Here is a 12,172-nt window from a genome sequence, read left to right on the forward strand (position 1 = left end):
AGATTAAGCGAGCTCATCTTCCACGGGATTTAGAGACTGCAGCTTGGCGGCGGTGCGCGGCTGGCTTTCGATGGCCGGCAGGTCGGGGATGGATTTACCCTGGTGCTCGACTTGCAGATCCTCGAAACGCTTGGCCTGGGTCAGGACCTTGGTTTCGAGCGAACCGACAAAGGCGTTGTATTTTTCGACCGCCCGCCCCAGCGCCGTGCCCATACCCGAAACGTGGTCGCCCATCACCGACAGGCGGGCATAGAGTTCACGGCCGAGATCGGCGATATGGTTGGCGTTTTTCATCTGGTCTTCGACGCGCCATCCATAGGCGACAGCCTTGCACAGGGCGAACAGGGTCGTCGGCGTGACGATAATGACCTTCTTGTCCATAGCTTCGGTCATCAGGTCGGGCAGGTGTTCCAAGGCCGCCGACAGCAGGCCATCCCCCGGGATGAACATAGCGACGAAATCGGGTGAGGCCTGGTCGCGGAACTGGTCCCAATAGGCTTTTTTCGACAGGTCGGAAACGTGGCTGCGCATGGCCTGGGCGTGGCTGCGCATATGCAATTCGCGGACGGCCTCGTCGGTCGCTTCGGCAGCGGCGAGATAGGCGGTCAGATTGACTTTGGAGTCGATGACGAAGATGCCGTTGGAGTTTTCGCCCGGCAGGCGGACCACGACGTCAGGGCGGCGGCGGCCTTCGTCGGTGTCGAGATTGTGCTGTTCGATAAAGTCGAAGCGCGACGACAGGCCCGCGGCCTGGAGGACATTGCGCAGGACCTCTTCGCCCCACCGCCCCTGCACACCGGCGCCGCGGCGCAGCGCGCCGGCCAGCTTTTGCGTGACCTCGCGGGTCGCGTTGGATGCCAGGAGAAGGTCAGATATCTGCTGTTTCAGCCCGCCGGTATCGCCGGCCCGCGCTTCTTCCATGGCCTTCACCTGGGCTTCGAAGCGCGTCAGGTGTTCGGCGACGGGCTGGAGGCTGGAATTCATCCGTTCCAGCGCCAGCTTTTCGCGGGCGACGAAGGATTCCTCGGCGCGTTTCAGAAGTGAGTCGGACGAGGCCTGCATGGCCTGTTGCGAGACCAACTGGAACTGTTCGGCCATGGCAGTGCGGGCATCTTCCAGGCTGCGGGCACGTTCACGAACCTGGGCCAGTTCGATCTCGCTCTTGCGCAGGGCGTCGTTCAGGTCGTCATTGCGCAGGCGCAGTTTGCGCGTCTCACTGAAGGCGAGAAACCACGCCGCGCCGATACCTGCAGTTACCAGGGCCAGGACGATAAGACTCACGGTTGACACGTTCATGAAACGTTCCTAAGCTGACGACGGCTGGATTGCAAGACGAAGTTTGGGGCACGGATGGAACACTTCAAGGCGGTTGTGCGGAAAGTTATTACCGGCGGGACGCCGTGGACCTACCTCTATCTGTTCCTTATTCCGTTCATCAACTGGTGTTTCGAACACGTCTATACGTTCAAGTTTCCGCATGGCGGTGACTGGAATCCGATGACCATCGTGACGGGTCTGGTCCTGGTGGTGCGCGACTTCGCCCAGCGCGAGATCAGCCACTATATCTTTTTCTTCCTTGTGGTGGGCCTGATCCTGTCGATCTATACCTCCGCGCCGGCTATCGCGTTCGGCAGCGCCTGCGCCTTTGCGATCAGCGAAACCATCGACTGGGCGTTATTTACGTTTGCCAAGCTGCCCCTGTCGAAACGCGTGTTTGTGTCGGCCGGCATTTCGGGACCGATCGACGCGGCCGCCTTCCTGTGGATCGCCAATTTCGCCATCCCGGGCATCTTCAACTGGTGGTCGCTGCTGGCTGCTGTGGTCAGCCGGTTTTTGGGTTGTCTGGTCGTCTATCTCTTGATGAAGCACCGCGAGAAGAAAGCAGCGATGGCCGCCATTGCGTGAGAGCGCGGCTGAAAGCTGGCGACGACCATACCATTGATTTCTACCCTGCCCTCGCGGGCGTTCCAGATGGTTCGCATCTGTTGCAAGAGAGATTCGCAGATTTCAGGCGTAAAAGCGCCTTCAGGAAAATCCGTCAGCGTCACATGGGCGTTGTTGCTGATATGCCGGCTATAGCTCCCAACCAGAAAGCTCACCGAAGCCGTAACGCGCTCTGGCTGGCCGTTCCATAGATTGACGCTCCAACCCAGTTCAGGGATCGGCTCCCGCGGCATATCCTTATGATTGACGCCTTTGCGCAACTGGTTTTCCAGCACCGACGGGTCGGATATATTGATCATATCCGTGTCGCGGACATGTTTGCGTCCCGGTTTGTACCAATTGGACAGTTCGGGTGACAAAGCCTCAAGACAGGCGAACCATGCCGAGGCGCGCTGTGTTGCCCTGGTAATGTCCTCCTGCCGCGCGGGCCAATAGACGCCGATTAAGACCTGCATGACCTAGCGCCGCGTTTTCAGCGCATGGGCGATGGTGCCGTCGTCCAGCCAGTCGAGATCGCCGCCGACAGGTACGCCGCGGGCCAGATAGGTCACGGCTGCCTCGCTCTGTGCCCCCTTGAGGCGGTCGGCGATGTAGTGGGCCGTGGTCTGGCCTTCGACGGTGGCCGGAAGCGCCATGATGATCTCACGGATGCCCCCGTCACGAACACGCGACAACAGGCCGTCGAGGCGGAGATCTTCGGGCCTGATACCATCCAGCGCCGACAACAGGCCGCCCAGGACGTGATAGCGGCCGTGGTAGGTGCCGACGCGCTCCATGGCCCACAGCGCGCTGTCCTCTTCGACGACGCAGATCATGGTGGTGTCGCGTGCCGGATCGGAACAGGTAGAGCACGGATCGCGCGTCGACAGGGCACCGCAGATGCGGCAGGAGACGACCTTGTCGGCGGCGTCCTGCATGGCGGCGGTCAATGGCACCAGCAGTTGCTCGCGGCGCTTCAGCAGGGCCAGGGCGGCACGGCGGGCCGAACGCGGGCCCAGCCCCGGCAGCTTGGCCAGCAACGCCATCAATCGTTCGATTTCGGGACCGGCGCCGGCCATGGTTGGGTTCCTGTTGGGGCGATTTTAGTGTGAAGGGTAGAAACCCCTCATCCGGGCCTTTGGCCCACCTTCTCCCCTCAGCCGGGGAGAAGGGAGATAATTGGCTGTCTTAGCGGTTACCATTCATGTAAGCGAACGTTTGAGAACGGTGTCCACTGCCTCAGAAGCGGCATCTGCGGTGGAATGCCCCTCACCCGGCGCTACGCGCCACCCTCTCCCCGCAGGCGGGAAGAGGTGAAGCAAGGGCAGTCGAAGCGTTTCCGTTTCAGAAAAACTTGGGCAGGTTGGGCATGCCGCCGCCGGGCGCGAGTTGGCCGGCCGCTTCCGCCATCACCTTGCTGTTCAGTTCGTCGAGGCGATTACGCGCATCGGCATGGGCAGCGCGGATCAAATCCGCCAGGACCTCGCCCTCGCCCGGTACCATCAGGCTGTCGTCAATGGTCAGCACCGACAGGTCGCCCGAGCCCTTCAGCTCCATCTTGACCAGGCCGCCACCGGCGACGCCATGCACGATGCTGGCGCTCATGGTCGCCTGCGCCTCATGCAGCTTTTGCTGCACCAGCTGCGCCTGCTTCATCATCGTCTGGAAGTCCATCAGTTGTCATCCTTGTCGCTGTCGGGGCGCTCGTCCTCAGGCACTGCCGGGGCCGTATCGCTCACGGTGGGTTGCAGTCTGGCGCGAACCGCTGTCACCTCCGCGCCGGGGAAGGTCTCAAGTAATCTGGCGACGAACGGGTCGGCTTGCAAGCGGGCCTTGGCCGCCGCCGTCTCGCGCTTGTCGCGTTCATAGATGCTTTCCGCCCCGCCCTGCCCTTCGGTGGCGATCAGCCAGCGCTGGCCGGTCCACTCCTTCAGCCGCATCGACAGGCGGCGCACCAGGTCGCCCGGTGCGCGCGGCGCAAGTTCGAAGGTAATAGCGCCGGGCTTGAAGGCGATCAGGCGGATAAACTGTTCGACGTCGGTGCGCAGGCCGATATCGCGCTTTTCCGAGATCAGGCTCATCACCTCGGCAAAGTTCTGCGGATTGGGCATGACCTGCTGGGCCGGTTGCTGACGGATGGCCTGGGCCGTGCCGCCGGACGACATCCCTCCGTTTGGGCCGCCACCCGCAGGGCCGGGCACCAGGGGCTCACCATTCTGCAGGCGCTTCATCAAGACTTCGGGCCCGGGCAGGTCGGCGGCGTAACACATGCGCACCAGGGCCATTTCGAAAGCGGCGCAGGCGTCGGGCGCACGGCGCAGTTCCTCGAACGCCTTCAGCATCAGCGTCCACAGGCGTGATAACGTGCCTGCCGAAAGTTGCGCACCCAGCGCGGTGACGCGCATGGCCGGCGCCTTGGGCAAACGCGTCGCATCGGCGCCCAGCACCTTGGCCACGGATGTGGCGTGACAATATTCGAGCAGGTCGCCCATGATCTGCGACGGATCGGCGCCGAAACCATACAGGGTGCGGAAGGCCAGCAGGGCTTCGCTCATCTGGCCGGAAATGATGTTTTCGAACAGGCCCAAGGTCGCCGTGCGGTCGGCCAGGCCCAGCATGTCGCGGACGACTTCGGGGCCGACCAGTTCGCCGGGCTCACCCTGGACCAGGGCTTGGTCCAGCAAGGACAAGGAGTCGCGGACGCTGCCTTCGGCCGCGCGGGCAATCAGCGCAACGGCATCAGGGTCGATATGGACGCCTTCGAGGCGGCAGATCTTTTCCAGGTGCGGGCTCAGGGTTTCCGGTTCAACGCGGCGCAGGTCGAAACGCTGGCAGCGCGACAGGATGGTCACCGGGACCTTGCGGATTTCGGTCGTGGCGAAGATGAACTTGGCGTGGGGCGGCGGTTCTTCCAGCGTCTTCAGCAGGGCGTTGAACGCCCCGGTCGACAGCATATGGACTTCGTCGATGACATAGACCTTGTAGCGCGCCTCGACCGGGGCATAACGCACGGATTCGAGCAGGTCGCGCATGGCGTCGACCCCCGTGCGCGAGGCGGCGTCCAGTTCCAGCACGTCGATATGGCGGCCGTCGATGATCGCCTGGCAGTGGACGCCCATGACGGACAGGTCGACGCTTGGGCCATGGACGGTGTCGGATTCGTAGTTGAGGGCGCGCGCCAGAAGCCGGGCTGTGGTCGTCTTACCGACGCCGCGGACGCCGGTCAGCATAAAGGCGTGGGCGATACGGCCGGCGGTAAAGGCGTTGGTCAGGGTACGGACCATGGCCTCCTGGCCGATCAAGTCCTCGAAGGTGCGCGGACGATATTTGCGCGCCAGGACGGTATAGGCTTCGGACTTCTCGATCGGCTTGGCAGCCGGGATCGACAGGCCGAACATGTCGTCCGTCGCGTCATCGCGCTCCAGAAGTTCCGGAGCGGAGGCGAAGGCGTCATCAAGGTCGGGATGGTCGGACATGGAAAATTCAATAACGCCTTTCGAACCCAGCGTCTCCCATAAAGCGCGATTCCCGCGCCGTCAGCATCAGAGTTTTGGGGAAAGATAAGGTGAGACGGCACGACCCGAAGGTGAATTCGTTGTGGCTGCTGCCTTCCGGCCCTGACCAGGTTGGCGAGGCCTTCGCCCGCACCGTCTCGAGGCCTATATGCGCAATCTCGCCTCAAGATGCAAGAGGCGATCGAACCGACTAACGTCATGATAGCGATATCATTCGCTCTTGTAGGGCCTGCGGTTTGCTGCCATTTTCTGTTGGAATTCCGGTGAGGCCTATGTTTCTTCGTACCCTGCTTATCGTCGCCTGCCTTCTTGGTGCCAGTTCAGCCTCCGCTCGTACGCTTGGCGTCATGACTCCGGCCAAGCCCCTCACCGCCTCCCGAATTGCCACCCTGCCGGCGTCAGAGCAGTCCGCGTGGCAGGCTTATCTCACCCGGTCGGACGCCCAGTCGCAAGCTGACCACGACGCCTTGGCGGCCGAACGCCAGGGGATGAGCACCATCCCCGCTCCGACCCGTGAGGATAGCTCGCCGTCCATGCCGCTCGACCGCGACGCCAACTGGTACGCCTCGCCCGAGGCCCGCCATATCGCCGACGTCATCATAAGCTTCCAAACTCCGGCCGGCGGCTGGGGCAAGAACGCCCCGCGCGACGGCGCCCTGCGTACCAAAGGCCAGTCCTATGTCGTCGGCGACGCCTGGCGGTGTGTCGGCACCTTCGACAATCACGCCACCACCACCGAACTGCAATTCCTCGCCCGCGTCGCCAGCCGTTTCACCGGATCGGATGGCGCCTCCTATCGCAGCGCCTTCGCCCGCGGCCTGGCCTATGTCCTGGCTGCGCAATATCCTAACGGCGGCTGGCCCCAGAGCTGGCCTCTGGAAGGCAGCTACCACGACGCCGTCACCTTCAACGACGACGCGCTTCGCGACATTACCGGCCTGCTGGCCAAGGTCGCCGCCGGCCGCAACGATTTCGCCTTCGTGCCGACGGACCTGCGTGCGCGCGCTTCGACGGCCTACGACCGCGCCATCAACCTCATCCTCGCGACCCAGGTCCGCAGCGATGGCCACCTTACGGCCTGGGGCCAGCAACACGACGTCCTCACCCTGGCACCGGTCGGCGCCCGCAACTTCGAGCCTGCCGCCTTCTCGTCTTCCGAAAGCGCCAAGCTGCTCATACGCCTGATGGAGATCGACCGTCCTTCGCCCCAGGTCATCGCATCGGTCCAGGCCGGCATCGCCTGGCTGCGCGCCACGGCTATCACCGGCAAGGCCTGGATCGAAGGCAGCACCGGCTTCGCCCTGGTCGACGACGCCAACGCTCCGCTACTTTGGGCGCGCTATTACAGCCTCGACACCGGCACGCCGCTGTTCGGCGATCGCGACCGCACCATCCACGACGATGTGATGGACCTGACAGATGAGCGGCGCAACGGTTACGCCTGGTACGGCACCGGGCCGCAAAAGGCGCTGGACGCCTACGCCGCATGGAGTCAAGTTCACCCGCAATAACATAGGAGTCGAGCGGATGAACGGCTACACGCGTGCCTGGTGGAAAGAAGCCGTCTTTTACCAGATCTATCCGCGCTCCTTTTTCGACAGCAATGGCGACGGGATCGGCGATATCAATGGTATTCGCCAGAAACTGAGCTATATCAAAGGTCTCGGCGTCGACTGCATCTGGTTAGGACCGCATTTCGACAGCCCCAATGCCGACAACGGCTACGATATTCGCGACTATCGCCAGGTGATGGAGACGTTCGGCACCATGGCCGATTTCGACGCCCTGCTGGCCGAAGTCCACGCCGCCGGCATGAAGCTGATCATCGACCTGGTCGTCAACCACAGCAGCGACGAACACGCCTGGTTCGTCGAAAGCCGCAAGAGCCGCGAAAATCCGTATCGCGACTACTATATCTGGCACGAGGGCGACCCGCCCAATGACTGGACCTCGATCTTTCGCGGCCCCGCCTGGCAGAAGGACGACGCCACCGGCGACCACTATCTGCACCTGTTCCACGTCAAGCAGCCGGACCTCAACTGGGATAATCCCGCCTTGCGCGAGGAAGTCTACGACCTGATGCGCTTCTGGCTCGACAAGGGCGTCGATGGGTTCCGCATGGACGTCATCGCCTTTGTGTCCAAGGACCGCGTCTGGCCGAACCTGAACGGCCGCCGGCCCCAGGACGTCTATGCCAATGGGCCCAGGCGCGACGACTACCTGCGCGAAATGCGCCGCGAAGCCCTTGCGCCCTTCGGTGCGGTATCGGTCGGCGAAGCCTTCGGCGTGGCGCTGGATGAGACGCCATTACTGATCGACGAACGGCGCGGTGAACTCGACATGGTGTTCCAGTTCGACGCCGTGGATATCGACCGCGGCCCGGACGGCCGGTGGCGGCCGTGGTCCCTGCCGGAATTCAAGGCGATATTCACCCGGCACGATGCCGTATTCGATCGTCACTGCTGGCCGACCGTCTTCTTTTCCAATCACGACAATCCACGTATCGTTTCCCGCTATGGCGATGACGATCCGGCGTGGCGGGTCAAGTCGGCCATGGTCATGGCAACCCTGCTGCTGACCCTGAAAAGCACGCCCTATATCTATCAGGGCGACGAACTGGGCATGACCAATGTCGCCTTCGAACGGATCGAGCAGTTCGACGATATCTGGACGAAGAATGCCTGGCGCGAGGAGGTTGTCGAAGGCGGCGCCTCGCCTGAGGCCTTTATCGCCAACCAGAACAAGGTCAGCCGCGATCATGCTCGAACACCCATGCCATGGACGGCCGACGGCGGGTTCACGAGCGGTGAGCCGTGGTTCGCGCTCAATCCGAACTTCGGCGAGATCAATGCCCGAGCCGCCGTTAATGATCCGGGTTCGGTCTATCACGGCTACAGGCGGTTGATTGCCCTGCGGCATGCCAACCCGGCCCTTGTCTATGGTGACTACCTGGACCTGGCGCCGGATCATGCCCAGCTATTTGCCTACAGCAGGACACTTGGCGATGAGACCTGGTTGATTTTGCTAAATTTTTCCCGTGCGGCCGTGGTGTTCGACGTCCCGGATGGTTTTGTGCGGATCGATGGCAATTATCCTGACATGGCCGCCGATCTGCGCGGCTGGGAAGCGCGTATCTATCGCCGTGACGGCTAAGTCAGGCGCGCCGCTTCACACTATGCGGCGCACTGGCCAGCAGGTTGCGGATATTGGTCAACAGACGCTCCGGATCGAACGGTTTGGTCATGTAATTGTCAGCGCCCAGTTCGATCGCCGTCAATACTTCGCGATTGCCGTCGCGCGCCGACAGGACCATGAGCGGAATATCGCGGAACGACAGAAGCCGGCTGCGGCGGCGTAGAAATTCCGGCCCGTCCATATCGGGCATGCCCATGTCGAGCAGGATCAGGTCGGGCATAAAGGTTTCGAGACTGGCAAGTCCCGTCGTCCCGCTATCGGCGGTTTCGACCTGATAGCCTGCGCCGCGCAACACGGCATATAGCAGATCGCGGATGCTGGCATCATCCTCGATCGCCAGAATCTTGCCGGGCGTAGTATGTGAGCCTGTCATGGACGGTAGTCTCCCGCGCTGACCGAAAAAGGAGAAGCTGACACGGAAATCGTAGCAGGGCAGACTTAAGGCCTATGGAATCAATTCTTACGTCGACGTAACAATTGCAATGGCCGCCGTGACCATTGCCGTCATTCTGACCTGTGGGGCTTGCCCTGCCTAAGGCCTGAAAGTCCAGTAGCATCCCGCCCCGGCGTGTGGCATAGGCTCGGCGCATGAACGATCCCGTGCTCGAAACCCTTTGCCTGCCGCTCGACAGCGGCGATGTCCTGCCGCCTGCCGAAGGGCCGGTGCTGTTCCTGCGGGCGCGCTATGCCGATGACCTTAACGTCCTGCCGCGCGAAGCCTGGCTGTGCGACCAGAGTTTCAAGCCCGACCATGACGCCCTGGCGCGTCAGGGCTTTGCGTTACGCGAAGCTGAGGACGGGACACAATACGGCCTGACCTGCGTCCTGCCGCCGCGCCAGCGCGAAGAATACCGCGCCCTGCTGGCCCGGGCGATCCTGGACACGCGCGAAGGCGGCATCGTCCTGGCGGCAGTGAGCAATCTGGAAGGCGCCAAGACGGTCGAAAACGAACTGAAGGCGTTGTGCGGCAATGTCACCAGCGTGTCGAAGAACAAGTGCCGCGCCTTCTGGGCCAAGGTCGGGGCAGAGGTCGATCGGGAGATGGTCGGTGAATGGGCCAAGTTGGACGCGCCGCGCGAGGTCGCCGGCGGCCTGGTCAGCCGGCCCGGCCTGTTCGCCTGGGACAGGATCGATGCCGGCTCGCAGATGCTGGCCGATCATCTGCCGCAACTGTCGGGGCGCGGCGCGGACCTGGGTTCGGGCGTCGGTTTTCTCGCTCGCGAAGTGCTGCAACGCTGCAAGAACGTCAGCCACATGACCCTGTTCGAGGCCGAGGCACGCGCCCTGCCCCTGGCGCGGCAGAACCTGGCGGCCTTCGACGGGCGCTGCGATTTCCACTGGCACGACGTGACAAAAGGTGTGACGGGACCGTTCGACTTTATTGTCAGCAATCCGCCCTTCCATACCAGCCGCGCCGATCGCCACGACCTGGGCCAGGGCTTCATCCGGGCCGCCGCCGGAGCCTTGGACAAGGGGGGAGCCCTGTGGATGGTCGCCAACCGCCACCTGCCCTATGAAGAGACGCTGAAAGCCGTGTTCCGCACGGTGCTGACGGTCGCCGAAAATGGCCAGTACAAGGTCTTCCGGGGGATCAAATGAAGCTGGTCAAGCTTCTGGCCAATCTGGGCTATGGCAGCCGCAAGGAGGCCGCCGCGCTGATCCGCAACGGCCTGGTCACCGACGCGGCAGGTGAGCCGCTGGATGACGATTCGGATGTGGCGCATAGCGATATCCGCCTGCGCGGACGGCCGCTCGATCCCGCCGCCGGCATGGTTTTGCTGTTGCACAAGCCGACCGGCTATGTCTGCTCGACCAAGGACCGCGGCAAGCTGGTCTATGAACTGTTGCCCGATCGTTTCGCCGTGCGAAAGCCGGTACTTTCGACCGTGGGCCGACTCGATTCCGAGACGTCGGGCTTGTTGCTGATGACCGATGACGGCGATTTTCTGCACAAGGTGATCTCGCCGAAAAACCATGTCGCCAAGATCTATGAGGTGACGACCGCGCGGCCGATTTCACCAGCCTATGTGCCGGTCTTTGCCTCGGGCGAACTGATGCTGGAAAGCGAAAAGACGCCGCTGAAACCGGCCACCATGGAGATCACCGGCGAGCGTTCAGCGCGGCTGACCTTGTTTGAAGGGCGTTACCATCAGGTGCGGCGCATGTTCGCCGCCGTCGGCAATCACGTCGAGGCGCTGCACCGGGCGCAGATGGGCGAATTGACCCTGGATGGGCTGAAACCCGGGGCCTGGCGGCTGATGAGACCGGACGACATCGCCAAGGTTCTCAAGGATTAGGACATCCAGGTCGTCCTGCGGTTGGTGACCTTCCAGCGGCCGCCCTGCAGCGCGATGGTCAGTTCCTCACCGTGGCCGCACAGATTGCGGCAAACAAAATCCATCTTGACCACGGCAATCGTGTCGTCGGTGAATTGCGGCGCCCAGAAGACATAGCCACGATCCTGAACCGCCTGATTGACGCGTGGATCGTTCATCCGGCCTGCCGCAAATATTGGCAGCCCGGCCGCTTTGAATTCGTTCTGGCAGTCGATGACACCGCCATCGCTCTTGACATCAGCATCGAACGGACCGTCGCCGACCTGGCGCGCTACCTGGACGATCACATCGCAAGTCTGGGCCTCGGTCAGGGGACGGCGGCGGGCGTTGTCACGAGAGTCTCCCATGTGCGACTCGCTGTCGGACGCCGAGGCTTCGGGTGCCGGCGCCGAGGAACAGGCGGTCACCATCAGGGCAAGGGCGGCGGCGGAGATGATTTTCAGGCTCATGGGCATTTCCTCTTCGTCGCCAGCCTAACTCGCCTTTACGGCAAAATCACGCCGTCATGCCGTTGGCGTCAAGTATGGCCGTGGTCGCGCGTTTCATGATCTGCGCCACGTGATCCGGTGTGCGTCCGACGATCAGGGTGCGAAACACCTGCATGCTGGTCAGGCTGAACAACAGGTCCGCGACGTCCTTGCGCGCGGTGGCGCCGCCGGCAAGCCGCTCCAGCAGGGTGGTGATAACCAGACGGCGGCGTTCGTTGCGCGCCGCGATGGCTTCGGCAAAGTCCGCGTCGACGGCGGCGGCGTCGTGCAACCTGGCAAAGCCCGGATGGTTGCCCCAGAAATCGCACATGATGTCGATGGCATGCAGCAGGCCGGCCCGGCCGTCCGGATTCTGCATCGCTTCGACCATGCGCATGACCCCGCCACGAATGGCGTTTTCATCGAACACGGCTTCCAGCAGGCCGCGCCGCGAGCCGAATTGCTTGTAGACCGTCAATCGCGTCACGCCTGCCGCCTTGGCGACCGCTTCCATCGACATCAGGGCGGAACCCTCGTCCATCAGGCGGATGGCCGTGTCGAGCACCTGTCGGCGTTTCTCGGCCGCCGCCGCGTCGCGCTTCGGGCTGGCATAGGCACGGGTGTCAGGAATAGGGGCGTCAGGTATGGGCATTTTTTGACTTGATATTCAATTTACAAAGTGTATATCTAATTTAGGTGAACAGTCTGTATATTTAATTGCAACACGGATAGATAC

At 62.6% G+C, this 12,172-nt stretch carries 13 protein-coding genes and 1 other RNA gene; 5 read left to right on the forward strand and 9 right to left on the reverse strand.

Annotated elements, in window-relative coordinates:
• Positions 1-3: 3 nt before the first annotated feature.
• On the reverse strand, positions 4-1,296 hold the full coding sequence (locus tag AC1DXO_RS09315; protein ID WP_476977849.1) for a DNA recombination protein RmuC: 1,293 nt from the start codon (positions 1,294-1,296) through the stop codon (positions 4-6).
• Between the two features lie 54 nt (positions 1,297-1,350).
• Here AC1DXO_RS09315 and AC1DXO_RS09320 point away from each other — a divergent pair, with 54 nt between their 5' ends.
• Positions 1,351-1,905, forward strand: coding sequence for a VUT family protein (locus AC1DXO_RS09320; RefSeq protein ID WP_476977850.1), 555 nt, complete (start codon positions 1,351-1,353; stop codon positions 1,903-1,905).
• Here the strand turns inward: AC1DXO_RS09320 and AC1DXO_RS09325 are convergent.
• The 5 genes from AC1DXO_RS09325 to ffs all read right to left on the reverse strand — a co-directional run bounded on the left by AC1DXO_RS09325 (position 1,851) and on the right by ffs (position 5,580).
• Positions 1,851-2,399 carry an Imm52 family immunity protein gene (locus tag AC1DXO_RS09325; RefSeq protein WP_476977851.1) on the reverse strand — a complete coding sequence of 183 codons (549 nt, stop codon included), beginning with the start codon at positions 2,397-2,399 and terminating at the stop codon, positions 1,851-1,853. The two genes, AC1DXO_RS09320 and AC1DXO_RS09325, sit on opposite strands and share 55 nt — an antisense overlap.
• A gap of 3 nt (positions 2,400-2,402) precedes the next feature.
• Positions 2,403-3,002 (reverse strand): recombination mediator RecR, encoded by a 600-nt coding sequence (recR, locus tag AC1DXO_RS09330; RefSeq protein ID WP_476977852.1) that lies wholly within the window; start codon positions 3,000-3,002, stop codon positions 2,403-2,405.
• Between the two features lie 265 nt (positions 3,003-3,267).
• Entirely contained in the window at positions 3,268-3,597 is a 330-nt protein-coding gene (locus AC1DXO_RS09335) for a YbaB/EbfC family nucleoid-associated protein (protein WP_476977853.1), read from the reverse strand.
• On the reverse strand, positions 3,597-5,399 hold the full coding sequence (locus AC1DXO_RS09340) for a DNA polymerase III subunit gamma/tau (RefSeq protein WP_476977854.1): 1,803 nt from the start codon (positions 5,397-5,399) through the stop codon (positions 3,597-3,599). The genes AC1DXO_RS09335 and AC1DXO_RS09340 overlap by 1 nt, the downstream gene beginning before the upstream one ends.
• 85 nt (positions 5,400-5,484) lie before the next feature.
• Positions 5,485-5,580: signal recognition particle sRNA small type (gene ffs, locus AC1DXO_RS09345), an RNA gene on the reverse strand.
• Positions 5,581-5,710: 130 nt separating this feature from the next.
• Between ffs and pelA the strand changes: the two genes are divergently transcribed.
• On the forward strand, positions 5,711-6,949 hold the full coding sequence (gene pelA / locus AC1DXO_RS09350; RefSeq protein WP_476977855.1) for a pectate lyase: 1,239 nt from the start codon (positions 5,711-5,713) through the stop codon (positions 6,947-6,949).
• A 16-nt stretch (positions 6,950-6,965) separates the two neighbouring features.
• On the forward strand, positions 6,966-8,591 hold the full coding sequence (locus AC1DXO_RS09355) for a glycoside hydrolase family 13 protein (protein ID WP_476977856.1): 1,626 nt from the start codon (positions 6,966-6,968) through the stop codon (positions 8,589-8,591).
• Position 8,592: 1 nt separating this feature from the next.
• On the opposite strand, the gene AC1DXO_RS09360 is transcribed toward AC1DXO_RS09355, so the two are convergent.
• Positions 8,593-9,006 carry a response regulator transcription factor gene (locus tag AC1DXO_RS09360; RefSeq protein ID WP_476977857.1) on the reverse strand — a complete coding sequence of 138 codons (414 nt, stop codon included), beginning with the start codon at positions 9,004-9,006 and terminating at the stop codon, positions 8,593-8,595.
• 215 nt (positions 9,007-9,221) lie between these two features.
• On the opposite strand from AC1DXO_RS09360, the gene AC1DXO_RS09365 reads away from it, so the two are divergent.
• Together AC1DXO_RS09365 and AC1DXO_RS09370 are read left to right on the forward strand one after the other, a co-directional pair.
• The gene (locus AC1DXO_RS09365) at positions 9,222-10,232 is read left to right on the forward strand and encodes a class I SAM-dependent methyltransferase (protein WP_476977858.1); all 1,011 of its coding nucleotides are present in this window, start codon (positions 9,222-9,224) and stop codon (positions 10,230-10,232) included.
• Positions 10,229-10,930, forward strand: a complete 702-nt coding sequence (locus AC1DXO_RS09370; RefSeq protein WP_476977859.1) for a pseudouridine synthase — start codon at positions 10,229-10,231, stop codon at positions 10,928-10,930. Before AC1DXO_RS09365 ends, AC1DXO_RS09370 begins: the two co-directional genes overlap by 4 nt.
• On the opposite strand, the gene AC1DXO_RS09375 is transcribed toward AC1DXO_RS09370, so the two are convergent.
• Complete coding sequence (locus tag AC1DXO_RS09375) at positions 10,927-11,418, reverse strand: hypothetical protein (RefSeq protein ID WP_476977860.1); 492 nt, start codon at positions 11,416-11,418, stop codon at positions 10,927-10,929. The two genes, AC1DXO_RS09370 and AC1DXO_RS09375, sit on opposite strands and share 4 nt — an antisense overlap.
• A gap of 46 nt (positions 11,419-11,464) precedes the next feature.
• Complete coding sequence (locus tag AC1DXO_RS09380) at positions 11,465-12,088, reverse strand: TetR/AcrR family transcriptional regulator (RefSeq protein WP_476977861.1); 624 nt, start codon at positions 12,086-12,088, stop codon at positions 11,465-11,467.
• Between the last annotated feature and the right edge of the window lie 84 nt (positions 12,089-12,172).

This window comes from Asticcacaulis sp. P2_C5, assembly GCF_056404555.1.